The sequence below is a fragment of the Rhodobacter sp. SY28-1 genome (genome assembly GCF_005222785.1).
GTDB lineage: Bacteria > Pseudomonadota > Alphaproteobacteria > Rhodobacterales > Rhodobacteraceae > Tabrizicola.
Map to the genome: position 1 here is coordinate 811,007 of NZ_STGH01000003.1, position 21,931 is coordinate 832,937.

Sequence of the window (21,931 nt, forward strand, 5' to 3'; positions counted from 1 at the left end):
CCCGGCCCGCGTTTGCGCTGCAGCCTATTGGGCCGCCTGCTGGATCGCAACCGTCACATCCATGTCTTCGTGTCCGCCACCACGCGCGATGCCTCGGATCGGGGCGGCGTCCTGGGCGTCGAAACCTGACCCAAGGCGGATGTAGCGGGCGTCCGGGCAACAGCGGTTGGCGGGGTCAAAGCCGACCCAGCCGAGGCCCGCGACATGCAGTTCGGCCCAGGCATGCGCGGCCTCATGTGCCTGGCCATCGGCATCGGCGAACAGGTAGCCCGAGACATAGCGCGCCGGGATGCCTCGGCTGCGGGCGCAGGCCATAAGGGCATGAGCGTGGTCCTGGCAGACGCCTTCACCAAGGGCCAGCGCCTCGGCGGCGGTGGTGTGGGCATGGGTGACACCGGGGCGGTAGGCGATGGCGTCCGAGACGGCTGCGGAGAGGGCATGAGCCAAGGCGAGGGTGTCGGGGCCGGAGGCCTTGGAGGCGAGGTCTGCCAGCGCAACGTCGATCCGGGTCGGCAGGGTTTCCCGCAGATAGCAGTCCGGCGCGACCGTCTCGCGGTGGCCGCGCAGGACACCGGCAAGGTCCTCGGTGTCCACGGTGCCGCGGACATGGACGGTGACCTCGGCCACCGGGCCGGCGATGGTCCAGCCCTGAACCACATCCCCTGCCCCATCGCGATGCCGCGCGCCCTTGATGCCGGCCGAGACGGTGACCTCCCAGTCGATGAGCTTCTGCCCAGAGAAGCTGGATGGTGTCAGGCGATGGCTTTGCACGACGGACCGGACCGGCGCGTCATAGCGGTAGCGGGTCACATGATCGACGGTCAGCCGCATCAGCGCATCTCTCCGCTGAGGTAGGAGTCATGGATCGCGTTGGCCAGTTGGGCGGCCTCGGCGATATAGCGGGTGAGGAATTCGTGCAGGCCTTCGTCGAAGATCGCCTCGACGGTCGCGGTCTCGATGCCGCTGGCAAGGTGGCGGGCCTTGTCCTGCGCCTCTGTCTCACGCCCGTAAGCCTTGGCAAGGCGGCCGAGGTGGTTCATGAGGCCGGCCGTGCAGGTGGCCAGCGACCGGGGTGACTGCGGGTTGCGGATCAGGAAGTCGGCGATCTTCATCGCGGTGACATCGCCGCCGTAGGCCCAGTGGAAGGCCCGCTGCGCCCCCATTGCGCGCAGAAGCGTGGTCCATTGGTAGTTATCCAGGCCCGAACCCACGAAATCGACCCGCGGCAGCAGGACGTAGTACTTCACGTCCATCAGGCGCGCGGTGTTGTCGCCGCGTTCAAGATAGTAGCCGATGTTCAGGAAGTTGAAGCCGTCATCGCGCAGAAGCGTCGCGTCGATGGCCCCTCGCAGCATCGCGGCGTGGCGCATGGTCCAGTCGGTCAGCCGCGACAGTTCCAGTGAGGACCGCGCCGAGCGTTCCAGCTGGCGCAGCTCCTGAAACGCTGTGTTCAGCGCGTCCCAGACCTGGGTGGTCAGCGCGGTGCGGACGATGCGGCCGTTTTCCCGCGCGGCAGTGATGCAGGAGGCAATGGAGGACGGGTTGTCGCGGTCGAAGAACAGGAAGCTTTCGATGTTGCGCTGCACCGGGTCGCCGTATTTCTGCGCGAAGGCATGGGCCATGCCGGTGGCCTGCAGCAGGCTGTCCCATTCGCTACGGTAGCCCTGGGCGCTGGGAAGCAGGCTGATGCGGGAGCCAACCTCCAGCAGGCGGGCGACGGTATCGGCGCGCTCCATGTAGCGGGCGATCCAGTAGAGGTTGTCGGCGGTGCGGCTTAGCATTTTGTCACTCCGCCAGAACCCAGGTATCCTTGACCCCGCCGCCCTGCGACGAGTTCACCACCAGCGAGCCTTCCTTCAGCGCAACACGGGTCAGGCCGCCGGGGACGAGTTCAATGCGCTCGCCGACCAGGCAATAGGGCCGCAGGTCGACGTGGCGGGGGGCGACGCCTTCCTCGACGAAGGTAGGGACAGTGGACAGGGCCAGAGTGGGCTGGGCGATATAGTTGCCGGGGTCCTCGGTCAGCTTCAGTCGGAAACGTTCGATGTCATCTTTCGAGGCCTTGGGCCCGACCAGCATGCCGTAGCCGCCCGAGCCGTGGACTTCCTTGACCACCAGTTCCGGCAAGTTCGCAAGGACGTGCTTCAGGTCGTCCTCGCGGCCGCATTGCCAGGTGGGGACGTTCTGCAGGATCGGCTCCTCGCCAAGGTAGAAGCGGACCATGTCGGGGACATAGGTGTAGACCGCCTTGTCATCCGCCACCCCTGCCCCGGGTGCGGAACAGATCGAGACGCCGCCCGAGCGGTAGACATCCATCAGGCCCGGAATGCCCAGCATGGAATCTGGCCGGAAGCAGAGGGGGTCGAGGTAGGCGTCGTCGATGCGGCGGTAGATCACATCGACGCGTTGCGGTCCTTCGGTCGTTCGCATGTAGACGTATTCACCGTCGACAAAGAGGTCCTGGCCTTCGACCAGTTCCACGCCCATCAGGTCGGCCAGAAGCGAGTGTTCGTAGTAGGCCGAATTGAAATGACCCGGCGTGAGGATCACCACCGTCGGCTCGCCCTTGCACTTGGCTGGCGCGACGCTGGCCAGCGTGCGGCGCAGCTTCTCGGAGTAGTTGTCGACCGGCTCGATCCGGTTTTCGCGGAACAGGTCGGGGAACATCCGCATCATGATCTCGCGGGATTCCAGCATGTAGCTGACTCCGCTGGGCGTGCGGCAATTGTCTTCCAGGACGTAGAACTCATCCGGTCCGGTGCGCACGATGTCGACTCCGACGATGTGGGAATAGACACCCTTCGGCGGCACGAACCCGGAGACGGCCTTTTCGTAGGCCTCGTTCTGGTAGACGAGGCGACCGGGAATTCGGCCAGCGCGGATGATCTCTCCCCGACCATAGACGTCGACGAGGAAGGCGTTCAGGGCGCGGGCGCGCTGCTTGATGCCGCGTTCCAGCTTGGACCATTCGGCGCCGGAAAAGACGCGAGGGAACATGTCGAAGGGGATCAGCCGGTCCGGGTCGCCGCCTTCACCGTAGACCGCGAAGGTGATGCCGATGCGGCGGAACAGGGCCTCGGCTTCGGCCTGTTTCAGGCTGCGGAGTTCCTCGGGCATCGTCGCGACCCAGTCCTGCAGCCGGGCATAGGGCATGCGGACCGAGCTCCCCTGGTACATCTCGTTGAACTGGCTCACCCATTCCCCCTGCTGGTCCTGAGCCGACTAGAGCAGAGCCAAAGCGCTGGGAAAAGCCCTTCCCGGAAGGAATGCGCCCGCCGGGTGACCAGTTGCACAAATTTTCGGCAGCAGGTCGCGCGTTCAGACCGCTGGCAGATGCACGGCGAGGGCGGCGAGGACACGGGCAGCGACGGTATCTGCATCACCATCGGCATCGATCACGCGAAAGCGGGCGTGCCGCGCGGCCAGCGCCAGAAACCCGGCGCGGGCCTTTTCCTGAAAGCCAAGCCCCATGTCCTCGAACCGCAATTCGGTTCCGGCGCGGGCATGGGCGCGTGACAGGCCAAGCGCGGGATCAAGGTCGAAAAGCAGGGTCAGGTCGGGTTCGACCCCGATCATCAGGGCGTGCAGCCGGTCAACGGTTTCCGACAGGTCGCCGCGGGTGATGCCCTGAAAGATGCGCGTCGAATCGGCGAAGCGGTCGGTGATGACGATCTCGCCCCGGTCCAGCGCGGGCCGGATGGTCTTTTCCAGATGGTCACGGCGGGCGGCGGTGAAGAGGAGGATTTCTGTCTCGGCCGACCAGCGGTCGACGTCGCCCTCCAGCACCAGACGGCGGATTTCCTCGGCGCCGGGACTGCCACCGGGTTCGCGGGTCAGCGTGACCGCATGGCCACGGGCGCGCAGGGTTTCGGCAATCTTGCGGCCCTGCGTGGACTTGCCCGAACCGTCGATGCCTTCCAGAGAGACGAACAGCCCGGCCATTCAGCTGGCCGGGGCCCCGAGATAGCGGTCATACAGCGCCCCGGCGGCGGTGGTCAGGCGCTTGACAAAACCGGCCTTGCCGACGTCGGCCTCGGCCACCAGCGGCACGCGGCGGTCAGGCAGATCGGGGGAATGGACGATCAGTTCGGCCACGGCGGTGCCCTTGACCACCGGGGCGATCAGCGGGCCGTTGTAGACCACTTCCGCCGTCACGCTGTCCTGGACAAGGGCAGGCACCAGCAGGCGCACGTCTTCGGCCGGCACAAGACCCACGGTTTCGGCCGCGCCCAGGTGCACTTCGGCCTCGGCCACCCGCACACCGCCCTTGGCGACGGTCTTTTCCGAAAACTGCCGGAAGGCCCAGCCGACGATCCGCTCGGCCTCTTCGGCGCGGGCCTGTTCGCTGGGCAGGCCGGTGATGACAAAGATTATCCTGCGGTCGCCCTGCTTGGCCGAACCGACAAGGCCATAGCCCGCCTCGGACGTATGGCCGGTCTTGAGACCATCCGCGCCGACCCCGAGTTCAAGCAGCGGATTGCGGTTCCGGGAATTGGCCGGGGCGCGATCCATGAAGTTGAACTCGGATTCCGAGAAGATCGGGTAGTATTCGGGGAAATCCTCGATGAGCCGCTTGCCCAGAACACCAAGGTCGCGCATCGACATCCGGTGACCGGGTTCGGGCCAGCCGCTGGAGTTGATGAAGGTCGAGGCCGTCATGCCAAGCGCCTTGCCGCGTTCGGTCATCTGCGCGGCAAAGGCCTCTTCCGTCCCGGCCAGCCCTTCGGCCACCACGACGCAGGCATCGTTGCCCGAGTTGACGATCATGCCGTGGATCAGGTCGCTGACCGTCGGGCGGTCGGTTTCCTGCAGGAACATGGTCGAGCCACCCATCGCCTTGGCGCGCGAAGAGACGGCGAATTGCGTGTCCATGGTCACGCGGCCGTCCTTCAGCGCCTCAAACAGCATGTTGATGGTCATGAGCTTGGACATCGAGGCGGGGGGCAGCGGCTCGTCGGCGTTCTTGTCCATCAGGACCGTCCCCGTCGTCATGTCATAAACCCAGGCGGCCGAAGCGGCCGTCTCGAAGGCGCGGGCCGGAAGGGCGGCCAGAACCAGGGCAAGACAGATCAGAACGGGGCGCAGTCGGTTCAACATCGGGCGGGTTCCCAGGTCATTTCAGGAAATAGGCGTCGGCGAAACCGGCGTCCTTGATCTTCTTCAGCATGGCCTCGTCGCCCTGGACGATCACGCCCCAGACGGCCTTGCCGCCTTTTTCGGACTTCTGCGGCGTGGCGGTTACGCCGATCTTGGCCAGGGCCTCGGCCGCGCGCTTGGCATTGTCCTCTTTCGAGAACGAGGCGACCTGGATCGGCCGCACCGGGCCGCCTGCAACCGCCGGGGCGGCTTCAGCGGGGGCCGCAGCTGCGGGCGCCGGGGCATCGCCCACGGTCTTGCGCTCGGACTTGGCCGCGGGCTTTGCGGCGACCGCCTCCGGGTTGCGGGCGTCCAGCGGGGCAGATTCGATCGGGGCGACAGCGGCGCTGTCGGCGGTCGCAGCCGGGACTTCCCCCGCCGCCATCGCGGCATCGGCCTCGGCGGCCGAGGCGGCAGCGGCGGCTTCGGCCGCGGCGCGTTTCTTCGCCTCACGCGCGGCCTTGGCCTCGGCCCGGCGTTCCTTCCAGGTCTTGCGCTTGGGCTTTTCATCGACCGCCGCAGCGACGCCATCGGCGGCGACCGCCGCCCCGGCAACCGCAGCAGCCGCAGGATCGGCCGGATCCGCGGGCGCTGCGGCAGGGTCGGCGGCGGGTTTTCCCGCATCGACAGCAGCCAGCGCCGCCGAGGCAATCGCCGCGGCCTCGCCCTCATCCTTCTTGGCAGGATCTGTCGTTGCCCCGGCTTCGGCGTCCGCCACGGCAGCCCCTTCAGCGGCAACGTCAGCTTCGGGCGCAGCTGCCTCCTCGGCCTTGCGCAGAGCCGTCACCCGGATCTCGGTCGGCTGCCCGGCGAGGATACCCAGCGCCTCGGCGGCATCCGATGACAGTTGCAGCCGCGGACCGGGGTTCTCGCGTTCCCGCTTGAACAGCGCGCCGGTGATCGACTTTCCAGTGGCCGGGTTGAAGATCAGGACGCGTTCAGGATTGGTCACTTCGGGCGAGGCGACCCAGATCCCGCCCAGCGACGGACGCCCATCCCAGAGCGCGCTGTCCGTGGTCTGGAAGACCTCGGGCGCCTCGACGTCCTGCGCGGCGCCCTTCTTCTTGCCGGGCGCGGCCGCGATGCCGGACCCATCGCCCGGGCTGGCCTTGCCGCCCCCTTCGACGCAGCCCATCAAGAGGCCCGCTGCCGCCAGACCGAAAATCGTGAACCGAAGCCCCGCTCTTGCCATCTTCCGCCCTCAGAAACGCGCGGTCTGTTCGCCGCGCTTGACACCTGATTTCCCCGTGGTCCGGGCCCGTCCGCCCGCGGCCTGTAACGCCGCTTTTCCACAGGGCACGCCTGATTTTGCGGTTAGCATACCGCCTTGCGCAAGCGGTGGGAAGGGTAGAGCAGTCAGGGCCCCTTCACGATCAGCGGATTTCGCCACCGCCAGGCGTTACGGACGGCCTTTCAGAATCGTGCTGCGCCAGTTATGCCCAGCGCGCCGACCCCTGCCCAGGCCCGGGTCGCAAGGAAGTGTGGCCGAGTGGTTTAAGGCTCTGGTCTTGAAAACCAGCGTGGGGGGAACTCCACCGTGGGTTCGAATCCCACCGCTTCCGCCACTCGCCCCCGCGAGAACGTTCTCCCAATCTGGCTGCGGCTGGATTTCCTCGTTGTTTTAAGGAGTTATGCGGGATGGGAGGAGCACCGACGACCGGGCCGGGCGGCCAAGAAGTGGCCTGTCGAGGCCAGTATTCTTCATTCCTCATGACTATGCCGATTATGTGGGCGGGCATAATATTATGTTTTTATTGCACATTTTTGACAGGACTTCGCCATTTCGACCGCTCTCCTGTCTAGAGATGGGATTGAAACCAAGAAGCAGCCTTCAATGGGGTGTCCACGACGGTTCGAACATGACTGAACATCTTGAGTGGCGCATAGCTCTTCCTCTGGACAGACTGGTAGATGTGAGGAAATGATTGAGGTCCGGAGAATAACGAATGCACAGAATCCTTCCAACTTTTCTGGTGGCACTCGTCTCGCTTCCTGCTCTCGCGCAGGAGGTCCCTGTAGCAACTGCGTTGAACGGGGTGGTCAATGAAAACTTCGACTCCTCTGCAAAGACTGGCGGCAGTCGCCTGGTAGGTGTCCGGCTTGGCGCAGCGACTTCTCGCCCCTTTCGCGCGGCGGATGTCCAGATCGTCAATCCAGGCGTGGGTGGCATCGTCTGCGTGCGCGCCATCAGCCGCGACGGGCTCTACTGGATGCGCACGCCGTATGAAGCAGACTCGGACCCCGGTGACCGTCTGCGTCTGCAGCCCTTCACTGCCGAACTGGGCGATCAACTGCAGCAGTTCGACGAAACCGACATTGGAATCGTGGCTTCGCTGTCAACCAGCGCAGACTGTCTGGATGATGTTGCTGTCGTGCTTCCTGCCTTGATCCCTGGCGGCAATCCTACCCGCATTGAAATAATGGCCAATTCCGGCAATCGAAACGTCTCGGTGCGGCTGGAGATGGGCGCGGGTCCGTTCGAGGAGGAGTGCATCCCACCTGAGAACGAAGCCCGGATTGCCTTCGATAGAATTTGCGGCCTGAATGTCACGCTTGGCCAAGAGCCGATGGAGGGCACCCTTCTGATCAACTTTGACGACGGTCTAGGCGTAGAAACGGAAACCTACACCATCAGGCTACCCGCCAAGCCATGACTTTTTCGTCCCAGCTCGGCGATTTCATAAGGGGCATCCGACGTCCACTGGGCTTCGTGGCCGTCTCTGCGGTATTGACGGCCGTGATCTTCTGGTCGATGCGGCACTACTTCCTTGATCAAGTCCCGCTTGCGCTGATCAATGCGCGCTCAAACTACATAACTTTTGAGATCCAGCGGGACACGGTGTCCAAATTCCTGGTCCATGATGCAGAAGTGATTGACCCGACTGCGTTCTGCGAGGGATTTCTCGATGCCAATAACCGCTTCACCGGGCTGGTTGCGCCTCGCAAGGGAACCAAGGTTTCCTACATGCGGCACCGTAGCCATCTGCAAATCACCCTCGACACACCCGACCGGTTGCCGACTCCGGAGCTATCGGTGAAGTCCCGCCCAGATTGCAGAATGTCCGGGCAACGGCTGGTCTTGCTGGTTCCGCAGGATCGGCTGAATGACCATCAACCGTTTCCAATCATTGGCCGGGGCGAAATCGGGGCAGAACTCGCCAATCCTGGATTGCCGGTGACGGGCGATGACAGATTTCCAGCAAACGCCGTTCGTCGTGCCCCTGGGCCACTGCTCTTCGGCGCTACCGTGCGGCTTTTCGGCCGGACCGCAACCCTCCTTGACGACGGAGAGCTTTACCCGATTTCAGGGGCAGAGTTCATCGTGCCGCGCGGTAGTAGGCTCGCAACGAACAACGTTGAATCCACTCTTGTGGGAACGGTGATGGCAACAGGCGAAGACGAGGCGCTGGACATCGAAGTGACCGTGGAGGCGACCGAGCTTCAATTGTACCGTGTCGGAGCGGGCAGTCAGGTAGAAAGCCTCGGTGCCGGGGCTGTTGCCCGGGCGTTCGGCAACCCAGCTCTGGTTTCGATCTTGACCTGCATCGCGATCTTTTCGTTCCTTGTGCAGACGCTCTGTGCACTTGCCGGACTGATCCCCGAGAAACAGAAGCGCAGATGAACCGTATTGCCCCGCTTCTGGCTATTGTCCTTACCCTGATGACAACGACGGCAAGGGGCGAGACCGTCTTTGTCAGCGCGGCCTATCGAGAGGTTGGCAACGGCTGGCTATTCGGTTCCCGCAGTGACGGCAGTTGTTGGATCGTGCTGCCCTGGCATGTCGTCAGCGACAAGACCACCGCCTCTGGCACTCCGTTCGCGTTTCGCGACCAGTCTGGGCGCAGCGGCGAATCCGGTGTGCCGATCCACGTCTCGGCCGTGCCCGGTGCCTTGGAAGCGGCTGGAGGCGTCGACGATCTGGCGTTCGCGCGGGTCACAGCCGGTCGCACCTCCGGGGATTGCACGTCTCGGTTGGGATTGCCGACCGAGGCCTATGTCGACGTGCTGAACAAATCGGTCGATCTTGGCGTAACCTACATGCAAGAGGCGTCGATCGTCACCTTTAGGGTCGAACGCTACAGGTCCTTGACGGATGACGCGCGGGGCAGCCTGTTCCTGGTCCGCCCGCTGCAACGGGACGACCGGGCGTTCCTTCAAGGCGGTCTAAGCGGAGCAACCGTGCTGCTTGACTGGGAAGGGAACGCCCTGCCCGCGGCAATGGTTCTGGAAGTTCCCGGGGGAGAAGAACATGCACGAGTGGTGCGCTTTGATCGCATCAGGGCCGCATTCGAAGTGATCGAGGCGTCCCTGCAGAAAGTCGCGCCGACCGAACCCGAGGCTGTCTCTGATAGTATTTCGTTCGAAATCTCGCGCCTCCTTGCCACGGCGAGCCCTGGGTCGGCGATGCTTTCCTCGATCCCGCCCGGAGGCTGCTGGCAGGCGGCCGCTCCCGCCGGGCAACGTTCGGTGGAATTTGTTCTTCAGATCACGGCTTCGGTGCGGGTGTCCGAGATCCGCCTTCGGACCGATCCGTCCTGCGGTCCAGCAACCAGTCTGTCAATCGAGGTCAACAAGGGCGCGGGCTGGACAACTCTGAACACCAATTGCCCTCTCAACCAAAAGCCAAGCCTTTGTCGGGTCGGAGCCACAGGCCCGCTGGAACTCAGGTTCCGTGCGCTTGTTCCAAAGGGTGTCATCGGCATTTCGGAGCTTTCGCTCCGTTAAACCTAGCTGCCTTCAGTCGAAGAGGCTTGCCGAAGCCGGAAACTGCATGTCCCACAGCGTAAAGGTCCCTGTCAGCGTGCCACCCTCGGCAAGATCAGCGGACAACTGACAGTCGAAGAGATTGCGGTCGTCGTAATAGCATTTTCCGGCCCATTGGATCGAAGAGCCAAAGACGGTGACCGTGCCGACTGTCCCCTCGACCGGCGTTGCGTTGCGCACCAGCGGCATCCATTGCGCAGTCCCGGATGCAGCGTCGCCATCAGACCCATGAAAGATCAGCCCGTGCTGCAACGAAGTGATGATTTCGTCTGCCCGCCCGCCTGCCCGACCCTTCACCAATTCACCTAGGCGAAAGCGGATGACCGGCAGACCGGCGACGATGACCCGAAGGGCAGCGCTTTGTACATCAACATTGTCATTGGCAAGAACTTGGCGAAGGCAGGCTTTCCGCACATCGATGTTTCCGGTCGCCATTGCGTCCGCGAGGTATCCGATGACCAAATCCGGGTTCGGGTCACTGCAGGCATCACGCCAGCTCTGCAGCTTTGCGGCGAGTGACGTCACATTTGACTCCGCCAAGGCGGGAAGCACTGTTCCCATTGCGATTGCAACGGCAGAAAGCAAGCATCTAAAACCCATCGGACCCTTCCCGCGACTTGTCGGCCACCTCAGGAGTTAACACTAGTCGAGACTGATTCCGAAACAGGTAATCGGATGGCCTCATGAAGACATGCCTTGGGTTCAGGACGGTCGCCGGTTCCCCTTTTTCGATAGATGCGGTAGAGCTTCTTCCAATTGGCTTCCAAGCCCTCACGGCGGAGCAGGATATGCAAGCGCCGCTATCCGAGCCGTCGCCGCTCGGTGGACAACTCGCGCAGGCGGTGTCGCAGGGCCCCGTCGTCACCCCGCGTCGAACGATACCGATAGACCAGCGGATCGATCCCGACGAGGGCACGGGCGCGCCTCTCGGAAGAGCCCTTCTCGGCAATGGCCGAGTTCACGGCAGACCTCCTCAAACCGGGCCTCGGAAGTTTTTCCGAGCATCTCGCGCAGCCTCTCTGACACCGTGCTCGCGGCAGAGTTCCACCGCGCTCAGTCCGGCCTGCTGCTCCTTCAGGATGCCAATGACCTGTTCTTCGCTGCACCTGCTGCGCTTCGTCGTATGCCTCCTCTGTCGAGGAAACGACTAACCTCGGAGTGGGGAAGTTTCAGCGGAGCAGGTCACTAGTGACGAGCCGTTGAACCCTTGTTCGCCCCCGGTCGGAAAGCCCCCATTCGGATATCGCAATGTCGGGATCAATGATCATTTCGGGATGGGTCAGGTACCGTCCGAGGCATGTCACGCGCGCGTACCTCGTTCGGTAGTGGTTTGCATGCAGTCACCTGTCACAAGGACTGGGCATTATCAGAGCAGTTGGCGAGGTCGCATCAAGACTGGATCATTTGGTCAAAGCTTGCATAGTCCGGCACCCGAATGCTGCAATACGGAGCAAAGCCGGGGTTCCCACATTCGCGGCCGATTGCGATGACCTTCAGGCCCGCGGCGTGGGCCGAAATCACGCCGGGCAGAGCGTCTTCGACCGCGAAGGCATCGGAAGGATCAAGGCCCAGCAGGCGGAGGGTTTCCAAGTAGGGCAGCGGGTCGGGTTTGCCGCGCGGCAAGTCAGCGCCAGACACAATTGCAGCGATACGGTCCCCAAGTCCCAGCTGGTACAGCGCCGCGTGGATATGCCGACGGGGCGAGGAAGAGCAGACCGCTATACGAACACCCGCTTCGGCCAGCCGATTGACCGACGATGCGGCCCCGGGGATGGGCTGGCGCAGAAGCGGCAGGAGGATATCCGCTTCCGCGCCAATCTCGTTTGCAAGCTCCGTGCGCAGGGCGTCGGTCAAGTCGGGGCCCAGAACCTCGGTCAGAAAGCCGCGTAGGCCCCGACCCACGAAAGCGTCATATGTCGCCTGAGGAACATCAACCCCAAGACGGTCGAGGACGCGGCGCTTTGCAGCCTCCCAAGCGGGTTCGCTGTGGACCAGCGTGCCATCCAGATCGAAGATCGCGGCGCGGTATAGGGTCAGGTTCATGCGAACAATTCCCATGGCTGGTCCAAGCTGGTAGGGTCCGGCGGAAGTTCAATAGGGAAAACGCAATGACCGACCTTGCAGCCCGTTACACGGCCGCCCGCCAGATTGCCAGCACGGCAGGGGCACTGGCGCTGGACTACTTCCGCAAGTGGGATCAACTGACGATCGACGTGAAGGGGCATCAGGATTTCGTATCCGAGGCGGACCGAAATGTCGAACTGGCCGTCCGCGCGGCCTTGGCGCAGACCTTTCCCGATGACGGGATTGTGGGCGAGGAAGACGAGGCTAGGCCAGGCTCCAGCGGCTATACTTGGGTCATCGACCCAATCGACGGCACCACGAACTTCATCAACGGCATTCCACAGTGGTGTGTGATCATTGCCTGCGTTCATCAGGGGCAAACGGTAATCGGTGTCGTGCATGACCCGGTGCATGATGAGATGCATCACGCGCGTCTGGGCGCCGGGGCGTTCTGTAACGACCGGCCAATCCGCTGCACGGCCAAGACCTCTTTGCAGGAGGGATCTTTGGGGGTTGGATTCTCTGCGCGCACGCGCAGCGGCGGAATCAAGGCGTTGGTCAACCTTGCAACCGATGCCGGCACCGTGTTCTGGCGCAACGGATCGGGCGGCCTGTCGCTGGCCTATGTCGCGACGGGGCGGATCCTTGGCTATGTCGAGGAACACATGAATGCCTGGGATTTCCTGGCCGGCCATCTGATTGTGGCCGAAGCGGGGGGAAGGGTCGAGCCGGTCAACGCCGACGACGCGATTGCCAATGGCGGCCGTGTGGTCGTCGCGGGGGCCGCGGTGTTTGACGCGGTGCATGCACTTGCAGAAGCGGCCTATGACGGCTGACTGGCCGGGATCAACACCGGGCCCGAAGCGGCGAAGGAAATGGTGACGGCATCCCCAATCCGGAACGGGGTGGTCACATCGTCGAGCACCGCAAAGACCGTCCCGAAGGCTGCGGTGACGGTGTATTCCATCCGGCTGCCAACGTAGGTGGCCTTGTCGATCACCGCCGGCACCCCATCACCCACCCCCGCGACCAGCCGCATCCTCGATGGCCGCACGGCCAGCTTGGCTGGGCCCTGGGGCAAACCACGAGACGGCAGCCGGTGCGTATAGTCGGCGATCCTGACCGTTGCCGTGTCACCGTCCAGAGCGACGATATCCACCGGGATCAGGTTCGCTTCCCCGATGAAGTCGGCGACAAAGGCATCGGCGGGGGCCTCGTAAAGCTCTCTCGGCGTACCCTTTTGTGCAATCGCAGCATTGCGCATGACGACGATTTCGTCCGACACTGCCAGCGCCTCTTCCTGATCGTGGGTGACATAGACCACGGTAAGGCCGAGGTTCTGCTGGATCTCGCGGATTTCTTCCCGGACCTGACGACGCAGCTTGGCATCAAGGTTGGACAGTGGTTCGTCGAAAAGCAAAACCTGCGGTTCCAGTACCAGGGCGCGCGCCACGGCGACGCGTTGCTGCTGGCCACCTGACAGTTCCGACGGCAGCCGATCGCCGTAGCCGGTCAAGCCGACCAGCCCCAGTCCTGCCAAGGCCTTGTCCTTCGTTTCCGCCTTGTCAAAGCCCGAGAACTTCAGCCCGTAGCTGACGTTTTCCATCACCGTCATGTGCGGGAAAAGGGCGTAGCTCTGGAACACCATCGAAACATCGCGGTCGGTGGCGGGCAGCTTTGTCACATCCTTTTCGCCGATGAAGATGCGGCCCCGTGTCGCCATCTCCAGCCCGGCGATCATCCGCAAGGTCGTGGTCTTGCCACAGCCGGACGGCCCCAGCAGGGTGACCAGCGTGCCCGCCCTGACCTCAAGGCTGATGTTGTCGACGGCGGTCACCTTGGTGCCGTAGACCTTGGACACATTCTCGAACCGGACCGAGGCGGCCTTGGCGTTGATACCCGTCATTTAGTGGATTTCCCCATGGCTGGTGCGCCTGCCGATCCGAGTGCGCCCCACCAGCAGTTGCAGTAGGCCCACGGCAGCCAGCATGACGAAGATCAGCGCCGTGGAATACGCGATAGCCAAGCCGTAGTCGTTGTTTTCCACTCGCCCGATGATGTAGCTTGTGGACATGTCATAGCGGGCCGAGACCAGGAAGATCACCGCCGAAATCGCGGTCATCGCCCGGACGAAGCTGTAGACCAGCGCGGCAAGGATGGCGGGGCGCAGCAAGGGCAGGATCACCGCGCGGAAGGTCTGCCACGAGTTCGCGCCCAGTGTCAGCGAGCTTTCGTCCAGCGACTTGTCCAGCTGGCTCATCGAGGCGATGCCGGCCCGCACTCCCACCGGCATGTTGCGGAAGATGAAGCTGATCACCAGGATCAGGCCGGTTCCCGTGATCTCGATCGGTGGTACGTTGAAGGCCAGGATATAGGCCACGCCGATGACTGTGCCGGGGATCGCGAAGGACAGCATGGTACCGAACTCGAAGGCCCGCTTGCCCGCGAAGGTTTGCCGGGTAAGCAGGTAGGCGGTGATCAGGCCGATGGCTGCGGTCAGGGGGGCGGCCAGTGTTGCGATCGTCATCGTGGTCCAGAAGCTGTCCCAAGCTGATCCAGTCCAGCGCAGGCCGTCCTCGGTCCAGTCGATGCGGAAAGCCGTCAGATAGTGCTTGAAGGTCAGCGTGTCATCGACACCCCAAAGCTGGACGACGGACCCGTAGAGGATCATCCCGTAGACCACGAGCGTAAATGCCGACCAAAGCGCCACCACGGCATAGACAGGATAGGCCAGCCCGTTCGGCATCGGCGGATGCACCCCAGCGTCGCCCTTGCCCGTGACGGTGGTATAGCTTTTGCGCCCCAGCCAGAACCGTTGCAGGTAGAACGCCCCAAGCGTGAAGCCCAAAAGGACCACGGCTAGGATGGCAGCCCGGCTTTGGTCATACTGCGCCCCGACGATCGCGAAGAAGATCTCGGTCGACAGCACGTCGAAGTTGCCGCCCAGCACCAGCGGGTTGCCGAAATCGGCCATGCTTTCGATGAAACCCAGGAGGAAGGCATTGGCCAGGCCGGGACGCATCAGGGGCCAGCTGACGGTTCGGAAGGTCTGCCAGCGGTTGGCGCGCAGGGTCTGTGCCGCCTCCTCCATCGACGGACTGACGCCTTCAACCACGCCGATCAGCACCAGAAACGCGATCGGAGTAAAGGCCAGCAACTGCGCGATCAGGATGCCCGGCAGGCCATAGATCCAGCGCGTCGCCTCGACCCCGAACATCGCGGCCAAAGAGGTGGTGACTGTGCCGGACAAACCGAAAAGCAGAATGATTGCCAAGCCGATCACGAACGGCGGCGTGATGATCGGCAAGACAGTCAGCGCCCGCAAGAGGCGCTTGTAGCGGAACCCCGACCGCGTCAGCACCAGCGCAAAGGCCAGGCCAAGTAGCGTGGTCAAGACACCGACCAGCACCGCAAGCAGCAGCGAATTCCAAGCCACTCCGCACCGCCCGCCTGACAGGCAATCCAAGCCCCAGATGCGGTCATCGAAAAATTTGGGGAAAAAACCCAGGACCGAGTAACCACCGTCATCGGTCGCAAAAGCAGCCAACAGCATTTTGGTGATGGGGAAGAAGACAAAGATCGTTACGACCGCAATGACCCCGCCGATTGCGGATGTCACGAAGACGTCGCCGTTGATTGCCCCGCGCGCTGCAATACCGTGAGTAAACAGGAACAGGAAAGCCGACGCTGTCACCATCGCGCCATAGCCCATGCCGAACTGTCGGTCGTCCAGGGTGCCGAACAGGGTCGTCAGCCATTCGGCGGTGAAACCGCGCAATCCGATGCCAAGTCCTTGCGCCACCAGCCAGGCAAAGCCGAACCCTCCCGCAGCTATCAGAACCTGCGCGTACAGTGGATCGGTCTTGCGTCGCCCCAACACCAGAAGCGGCGCCGCAAGGGCCAACAACATTGGCGCGAGCCACAGCTTCTGCCCAACGCCGACCAGCACAGCGGCAGGCGCGTAATCGTCATCCAGCGGCCAACCATCGACCAGCCATTCGAACGACCAGAACCCCTCGACCCCATACCACGGCAGGATGCAATAGCCGACCCACCCGGCGATGATCCAGAATATCAGGACCGGGTGGGTCGTCTGCTCAAGGCTGACTGTGCGCAATAGGGCTTACTGCGGCAGGGTCGACACTTCGGTGTCCCACTTCGACAACAGGCGCTTGCGTTCGTCACTGGACCCGTACTTCTTGAAATCATAGTCGATCAGCTTGATCGAGGCCAAGTCCGGCGCCTTGTCCGATTTGGTCGCGCCCACGTTCGACATCACCTGGAACGCATTAACCTGCAACGCCAGATCCTGAGCTTCCTTGGACAGCGCCCAGTCGTAAAATGCCTTGGCCTCGTCCATGTTGCGTGCGCCCTTGATGATCGACATCGAACCGATCTCGTAGCCGGTGCCTTCACATGGGGCGACCGTAACAACGGGAAAGCCTGCGACGGTCGTGGCCACGGCGTCGTGCATGAAGACAATTCCGATCAGAGTTTCGCCCTGACCTGCCGCCTTGATCGGGGCAGAGCCGGATTTGGTGTACTGGTTGATGTTGGCATGCAGCCGCTTCATGTAGTCAAAGCCGCCGTCTTCTCCGAACATCTGCACCATCGAGGCCAGCGTGGTATAGGCCGTGCCCGACGAGTTCGGGTTCGCCATCTGCACCATGCCCTTGTATTCTGGCTTGGTCAGGTCTTCCCAGCAGGCTGGGGCGGGCAGTCCAGCCTTTTCAAGCATTTCCGAGTTGTAACCAAAGCCGAGGGCCCCGGAATAGATTCCGATGGTCTTGTCGCCGGCGCTTTCCGCCTGGGCGATGGCCCAGGGATGCAACTGGTCGCGCATCGGGCTGACATAGGGCTCCGTCAGGTCCTCCTCGGCCGCCTGCAGGTGCGGGTCGCCGGTTCCGCCCCACCAGACATCGCCTTTCGGGTTGCTTGCTTCTGCCTGAATCTGGGCGAAGGTCTCACCCGAGGATTTGCGGGTCATCGCCACGTCAATCCCGGTCGCCTCCTCGAAGCTTTTCTCCATGATCTGGCACCATTCTTCTTGTGCCGAGCAGTATAGGTTCAGATCGGCCAGCGCGGCCGTGCCCGACAGCGCGGTTGCGGACGTCAGCGCAGCTGCGAAAGTGCGTTTCATCATGGTGTTCCTCCCAGAACTATGTGTCGTGTCTTGCGCCACCTGACGGGCGTCTCTTTTGACATGAACATGCTAGTCCGAAGATGTCTGCTGGCACAATCCGTTTTCACCCTCCCGAACGTCCGCACCGTCTGAGGCTCAGAGTTTCCGAGCTCGCTGCACAGCGTTGACTGTGACCGGGGCTCATCGGCAAAAGACGCAGAGCCGCATCGAAATTGACGGGCCTCGACTTCTGCGGAAAGGTGGAGAAGGTTGGATGTCAGGCCCTTCCCTGCGCTACCCGCAACGGTCCCTGACCCGAACCGAGGGACCATCCCCTCGTGGCTTGAGTTTGCCTGGCGACGCACATACACCTTGATGACCAAGGAAGGACCGTTCTCCATGCGCATTCATCAGGACCTCGCCGACACGATCGGGAACACGCCGCTTCTCAAGCTGAAGAAGGCCTCGGAAATCACCGGCTGCACCATCCTTGGCAAGGCCGAGTTCATGAACCCCGGCCAGTCGGTCAAGGATCGCGCCGCGCTGTACATCATCAAGGACGCGGTGGCGAAGGGCCTGCTGAAACCGGGCGGGACGATTGTCGAGGGCACGGCGGGCAACACTGGCATCGGGCTGGCGCTGGTGGGCGCGTCGATGGGCTTCCGCACGGTGATCGTGATCCCCGAGACGCAGAGCCAGGAGAAGAAGGACATGTTGCGGTTGGCGGGGGCCGAGCTGGTGCAGGTCCCGGCGGCGCCCTATCGCAACCCGAACAACTACGTCCGCTATTCCGGCCGCCTGGCCGAGGCGCTGGCCAAGACCGAACCCAACGGCGCGATCTGGGCCAACCAATTCGACAACGTGGCCAACCGGCAGGCGCATGTCGAAACGACGGGCCCGGAAATCTGGGAACAGACCGGTGGTAAAGTCGACGGCTTCATTTGCGCCGTGGGCAGCGGCGGGACGCTCGCCGGGGTGGCTGCAGCCCTGCAGCCGAAGGGCGTGAAGATCGGCCTGGCCGACCCCGAAGGCGCTGCGTTGCATGCCTTCTATACCACGGGCAAGCTGGAAGCGCCCGGCAACTCGATCACCGAAGGCATCGGTCAGGGGCGGATCACCGCGAACCTCGAAGGCTTCACCCCGGACTTCAGCTACCGCATCCCCGATGCCGAGGCGCTGCCGATTATCTTCGACCTTCTGATGGATGAAGGCCTGTGCATGGGCGGGTCTACGGGCATCAACATCGCGGGCGCAGTCCGGATGGCCAAGGAGATGGGGCCGGGCAAGACCATCGTGACGATCCTGTGCGACTATGGCAGCCGCTATCAGTCCAAGATCTACAACCCGACCTTCCTGCGCGAAAAGGGCCTGCCGGTGCCCGACTGGCTGGATCGTCCCGCCCGGCCGATCCCGCCAGTCTACGAAGACGCATGATCCGGTTTCTCCGGGGGTTCCTGCTGATCCTGACACTGGCGGCCGGTCCGCTGGCGGCGCAGGATCTGGCGGGGCCGCCGGACCTTGACCAGATTGTCGGCGACGGCTCGGTGCTGAACTACGGCGACTGGGACCAGATGGCTGGTCGGGCCGAGGCGGAAATCGCCGAGCGCAACACCCCCGACGAGCGGCTGGAAGAGATGCGGGGCAATCTGGCGCAGTGGCGCGCGGCGTTGCTCACGGCGCAGAATGCGAATTCGGCCCGGATCGCGACAGTCCGCGAACAGATCGCCGCCCTGGGGCCTGCGCCTGCCGAGGGCGAGACCGAGGCTGATGAGATTTCAAGCCGCCGTCAGGAACTAGCGCAGCAGCTGGTCAAGCTGCAGGCGCCTGGCATTGCGGCCGAGGAAGGTTATCGCCGCGCCGACGGGTTGATCCGCGAGATCGACCGCACCCTGCGCGACCGGCAGGCCGACAAGCTCTTGCAGCTCTGGCCCTCGCCCCTGAACCCCGGCAACTGGCCCGAAGCGGCCATCGGCTTTGCCGACACGGTCCAGCGGCTGTGGGACGAGGTTTCGGAAGCCTGGAACGACCCGAAGGCGCGGGAGGAGCTGTTCGACAACCTGCCGCTGATCCTGGTGCTCCTGCTCGTCGCCGGGGCACTGGTGATCTACGTTCGGCGCTGGATCGAGCTTTTCGCCGAACGATTGCAGGCCGGCGCCTCGGTGCGCGGTCGGCATTTCTGGGCGCTCATCGCCTCGTTGGGCGGGATTGTCCTGCCGACGCTGGGCGTGGTGGCCCTGTCCTGGGCACTGCTGGCCAGCGGCTTGCTGGGCGATACCGGCACACTGATCGCGCTGGCGCTGCCCTTTGCCGGACTGGTGATCTTCTCGATGGCCTGGCTCGGCGCGCGCGCCTTCCCGCGCATGCAGGACGATAACGCCGTGCTGCCCCTGCCGCCCGAGAGACGGGCCGAGGGGCGCTTCCTGTCGGTGATGATGGGTCTGGTGATCGCCGCCGAAATGCTGCGCGCCGCAGCGATGGATGCGCAGGCCTATTCGGATGCGACAACCTCGGTGATGTCTTTCCCGATCTTGCTGACCGGCGGCCTGTTGTTGATCCGCCTGGGCAGGACCTTGCGCAAGACACGCGACGGGGATGAGAAGTCTGCAAACTATGGGTTGCGGCTGATCCAGCTGCTGGCGCGCGGCCTGACGGTGCTGGGGATCATCGGACCGGTCCTGGCCGGATTCGGCTACGTCCAGGCGGCCGAGGCGGTGATCTATCCCGCAATGATGTCCTTCGCGCTGGTCGCCTTCCTGTTCATCCTGCAACGCCTGATCGGCGACGCCTGGGCGCTGATCACCAAGTCGGATGAGACCGCCCGCGATGCTCTGGTGCCGGTGCTGGCGGGATTCGCGCTGTCCATTGCCGCCCTGCCGCTTCTTTCACTGATCTGGGGCGCGCGGCTTTCCGACCTGACCGAGCTCTGGACACGCTTTACCGAAGGCTATCAGTTTGGCGGCACGAAGATCTCGCCCTCGAACTTCCTGATCTTCGCCGTCGTCTTCGTGATCGGCTACATGCTGACCCGCCTGTTCCAGGGCGCGCTGCGCACGACGATCCTGCCCAAGACCAGGATGGAGCCCGGCGGACAGACAGCGCTGGTGGCGGGCGTCGGCTATGTCGGCGTCTTCCTCGCGGCCCTCATCGCGATCAATGCGGCGGGACTGGACCTGTCGGGCCTCGCCATCGTCGCCGGTGCCCTGTCGGTCGGTATCGGTTTCGGCCTGCAGAACATCGTGTCGAACTTCATCTCGGGCATCATCCTTCTGGTCGAGCGTCCGGTCAGCGAAGGCGACTGGATCGAGGTCGGCGGCGTGCAGGGCAAGGTGCGTGCCATTTCCGTCCGCTCGACCCGGATCGAGACCTTCGACCGCAACGACGTCATCGTGCCGAACGCCGACCTGATTACCGGCCGGGTGACGAACTGGACGCGCTTCAACCTGTCAGGCCGGATCATCGTGCCGGTGGCCGTCGCCATGGGCTCGGATACGCGCCGTGTGGAAAAGCTCCTGAAGGAAATCGCCGAAGAGCAGCCGCTGGCGATCCTGAACCCGCCGCCCGTGGTGGCCTTCATGGGCTATACCGCGACGCAGATGAACTTCGAGATCCGCGTGATCCTGCGTGACGTGAACTTCGGGGTGCAGGTCCGCAGCGACATGTACCACCGGATCATCGAACGCCTGGCTGCAGAGGGCATCCACATTGTGCCGCCCCCTGCCCCGCCGGCCGAGCCTGATCCGGTCAAGACCGCGGAAACCGTCCTCGCGCTCGCCGACCTGGTCGACCGGGACAAGGCGCCCGTGTCCCGCCGCAAGACCGGCGTTGCGGTGGCTGCAACCGATGTGAAAGGGGCCGACCGGTGACCGAACTTCTGTTCCGCGACGATGCCTACCTGACCACTGCCGATTGCCGCGTGATCGGCCACACGCCCGAAGGCGGGCTGATCGTTGACCGGTCGGTCTTCTATGCGACAAGCGGCGGCCAGCCCGGCGACAGCGGGGTCCTCGACTGGGCCGGGACCCGCATGCCGATCGCGACCGCGCTGAAGGTCGACGGCGGCATCGCCCTGATCCCGGCCGAGCCGATGCCGATGCCCCCGGTCGGCGCCCCGGCCCGCCAGCAGATCGACTGGGGCCGTCGCCACCGCCACATGCGCGTCCACACCGCGCTGCACCTTCTGTCGGTCGTGATCCCGCTGCCGGTGACCGGCGGCCAGATCGCCACTGACAAGGGTCGGCTCGACTTCGACATGCCCGAGCCGCCCGGCGATGTGGCCGCGCTGGAGGAGGCTTTGAACACCCTGATCGACCGCAACCTGACCGTCAGCGACCAGTGGATCACCGACGACGAGCTTCTGGCCAACCCCGGTCTGGTCAAGACGATGTCCGTCCGCCCGCCGATGGGCCAGGGCCGGGTCCGCCTGGTCCGGATCAGCGACGGCGCGGCCCAGATTGATCTGCAGCCCTGCGGCGGAACCCATGTCCGCCACACTGGCGAGATCGGCCGCGTCGAGATCGGCAAGATCGAGAAAAAGGGCCGCCAGAACCGCCGCGTGTCGATCAACCTGGCCTGAGCAGGACGTTGCACCGATTGCGGGCAGGACGCTGGCGCCATCGAAATCTTCACCCGGTCCAGATAGCCCCTTGAAAGGCCGGTCAAAGCCGGAGTATCAGCGCCCGACGGACAGTTGGCCGAGTGGTCGAAGGCGCACGCCTGGAAAGTGTGTAGGCGGGGAACCGTCTCGAGGGTTCGAATCCCTCACTGTCCGCCACCAAATTCCCCATAAATCACTGAAAATAAACGATAATATCGGGGAATTGGTTTGCGTTTGTAACACATTTCGTG

18 protein-coding genes, 2 tRNA genes and 1 pseudogene are annotated in these 21,931 nt (G+C 63.7%); 9 read left to right on the forward strand and 12 right to left on the reverse strand.

Annotation, left to right across the window (positions count from 1 at the left end):
- Positions 1-24: 24 nt before the first annotated feature.
- The 6 genes from E8M84_RS18150 to E8M84_RS21890 all read right to left on the reverse strand — a co-directional run bounded on the left by E8M84_RS18150 (position 25) and on the right by E8M84_RS21890 (position 6,328).
- A complete protein-coding gene (locus tag E8M84_RS18150) occupies positions 25-831 on the reverse strand; it encodes a transglutaminase family protein (protein WP_137112594.1) in 807 nt (268 codons plus the stop codon).
- Positions 831-1,781 carry an alpha-E domain-containing protein gene (locus tag E8M84_RS18155; RefSeq protein ID WP_137112595.1) on the reverse strand — a complete coding sequence of 317 codons (951 nt, stop codon included), beginning with the start codon at positions 1,779-1,781 and terminating at the stop codon, positions 831-833. Before E8M84_RS18155 ends, E8M84_RS18150 begins: the two co-directional genes overlap by 1 nt.
- Positions 1,782-1,785: 4 nt before the next feature.
- Positions 1,786-3,177: a circularly permuted type 2 ATP-grasp protein gene (locus tag E8M84_RS18160; protein WP_137112819.1), complete on the reverse strand. Its 1,392-nt coding sequence runs from the start codon at positions 3,175-3,177 to the stop codon at positions 1,786-1,788.
- A gap of 141 nt (positions 3,178-3,318) precedes the next feature.
- Entirely contained in the window at positions 3,319-3,942 is a 624-nt protein-coding gene (gene tmk / locus E8M84_RS18165) for a dTMP kinase (RefSeq protein WP_137112596.1), read from the reverse strand.
- Positions 3,943-5,097: a D-alanyl-D-alanine carboxypeptidase family protein gene (locus E8M84_RS18170; RefSeq protein WP_137112597.1), complete on the reverse strand. Its 1,155-nt coding sequence runs from the start codon at positions 5,095-5,097 to the stop codon at positions 3,943-3,945.
- Between the two features lie 16 nt (positions 5,098-5,113).
- Positions 5,114-6,328 (reverse strand): SPOR domain-containing protein, encoded by a 1,215-nt coding sequence (locus tag E8M84_RS21890; protein WP_137112598.1) that lies wholly within the window; start codon positions 6,326-6,328, stop codon positions 5,114-5,116.
- Between the two features lie 283 nt (positions 6,329-6,611).
- On the opposite strand from E8M84_RS21890, the gene E8M84_RS18180 reads away from it, so the two are divergent.
- The 4 genes from E8M84_RS18180 (at position 6,612) to E8M84_RS18195 (ending at position 9,861) form a co-directional block, all read left to right on the forward strand.
- Positions 6,612-6,701: transfer RNA gene (locus E8M84_RS18180), tRNA-Ser, on the forward strand.
- A 381-nt stretch (positions 6,702-7,082) separates the two neighbouring features.
- Positions 7,083-7,790 carry a hypothetical protein gene (locus tag E8M84_RS18185; RefSeq protein ID WP_137112599.1) on the forward strand — a complete coding sequence of 236 codons (708 nt, stop codon included), beginning with the start codon at positions 7,083-7,085 and terminating at the stop codon, positions 7,788-7,790.
- Positions 7,787-8,758, forward strand: a complete 972-nt coding sequence (locus E8M84_RS18190) for a hypothetical protein (protein ID WP_137112600.1) — start codon at positions 7,787-7,789, stop codon at positions 8,756-8,758. The genes E8M84_RS18185 and E8M84_RS18190 overlap by 4 nt, the downstream gene beginning before the upstream one ends.
- On the forward strand, positions 8,755-9,861 hold the full coding sequence (locus tag E8M84_RS18195) for a hypothetical protein (protein ID WP_137112601.1): 1,107 nt from the start codon (positions 8,755-8,757) through the stop codon (positions 9,859-9,861). The genes E8M84_RS18190 and E8M84_RS18195 overlap by 4 nt, the downstream gene beginning before the upstream one ends.
- A 12-nt stretch (positions 9,862-9,873) precedes the next feature.
- Here the strand turns inward: E8M84_RS18195 and E8M84_RS18200 are convergent, their stop codons facing one another.
- The 3 genes and pseudogenes from E8M84_RS18200 to E8M84_RS18210 form a co-directional block, all read right to left on the reverse strand.
- The gene (locus tag E8M84_RS18200) at positions 9,874-10,425 is read right to left on the reverse strand and encodes a hypothetical protein (protein ID WP_137112602.1); all 552 of its coding nucleotides are present in this window, start codon (positions 10,423-10,425) and stop codon (positions 9,874-9,876) included.
- A gap of 194 nt (positions 10,426-10,619) precedes the next feature.
- Positions 10,620-10,987: pseudogene (locus E8M84_RS21720) on the reverse strand (IS3 family transposase); the annotation flags it as partial.
- A 302-nt stretch (positions 10,988-11,289) separates the two neighbouring features.
- Positions 11,290-11,943: an HAD family phosphatase gene (locus E8M84_RS18210; protein ID WP_170971988.1), complete on the reverse strand. Its 654-nt coding sequence runs from the start codon at positions 11,941-11,943 to the stop codon at positions 11,290-11,292.
- Between the two features lie 65 nt (positions 11,944-12,008).
- Between E8M84_RS18210 and E8M84_RS18215 the strand changes: the two genes are divergently transcribed.
- Positions 12,009-12,800: an inositol monophosphatase gene (locus E8M84_RS18215; protein WP_137112604.1), complete on the forward strand. Its 792-nt coding sequence runs from the start codon at positions 12,009-12,011 to the stop codon at positions 12,798-12,800.
- On the opposite strand, the gene E8M84_RS18220 is transcribed toward E8M84_RS18215, so the two are convergent.
- The 3 genes from E8M84_RS18220 to E8M84_RS18230 are packed head-to-tail and all read right to left on the reverse strand — an operon-like array spanning position 12,788 to position 17,104.
- Positions 12,788-13,870, reverse strand: a complete 1,083-nt coding sequence (locus tag E8M84_RS18220; RefSeq protein WP_137112605.1) for an ABC transporter ATP-binding protein — start codon at positions 13,868-13,870, stop codon at positions 12,788-12,790. The two genes, E8M84_RS18215 and E8M84_RS18220, sit on opposite strands and share 13 nt — an antisense overlap.
- Positions 13,871-16,081: an iron ABC transporter permease gene (locus E8M84_RS18225; protein ID WP_137112606.1), complete on the reverse strand. Its 2,211-nt coding sequence runs from the start codon at positions 16,079-16,081 to the stop codon at positions 13,871-13,873. It abuts the gene before it with no gap.
- A gap of 6 nt (positions 16,082-16,087) precedes the next feature.
- Complete coding sequence (locus E8M84_RS18230; RefSeq protein WP_137112820.1) at positions 16,088-17,104, reverse strand: ABC transporter substrate-binding protein; 1,017 nt, start codon at positions 17,102-17,104, stop codon at positions 16,088-16,090.
- 381 nt (positions 17,105-17,485) lie between these two features.
- Between E8M84_RS18230 and E8M84_RS18235 the strand changes: the two genes are divergently transcribed.
- The 4 genes from E8M84_RS18235 (at position 17,486) to E8M84_RS18250 (ending at position 21,857) form a co-directional block, all read left to right on the forward strand.
- On the forward strand, positions 17,486-18,520 hold the full coding sequence (locus E8M84_RS18235; RefSeq protein ID WP_137112607.1) for a cysteine synthase A: 1,035 nt from the start codon (positions 17,486-17,488) through the stop codon (positions 18,518-18,520).
- The gene (locus E8M84_RS18240; protein ID WP_137112608.1) at positions 18,517-20,949 is read left to right on the forward strand and encodes a DUF3772 domain-containing protein; all 2,433 of its coding nucleotides are present in this window, start codon (positions 18,517-18,519) and stop codon (positions 20,947-20,949) included. The genes E8M84_RS18235 and E8M84_RS18240 overlap by 4 nt, the downstream gene beginning before the upstream one ends.
- Positions 20,946-21,659, forward strand: coding sequence for an alanyl-tRNA editing protein (locus tag E8M84_RS18245; protein ID WP_137112609.1), 714 nt, complete (start codon positions 20,946-20,948; stop codon positions 21,657-21,659). Before E8M84_RS18240 ends, E8M84_RS18245 begins: the two co-directional genes overlap by 4 nt.
- 108 nt (positions 21,660-21,767) lie before the next feature.
- Positions 21,768-21,857, forward strand: a tRNA-Ser gene (locus tag E8M84_RS18250).
- Positions 21,858-21,931 lie beyond the last annotated feature (74 nt).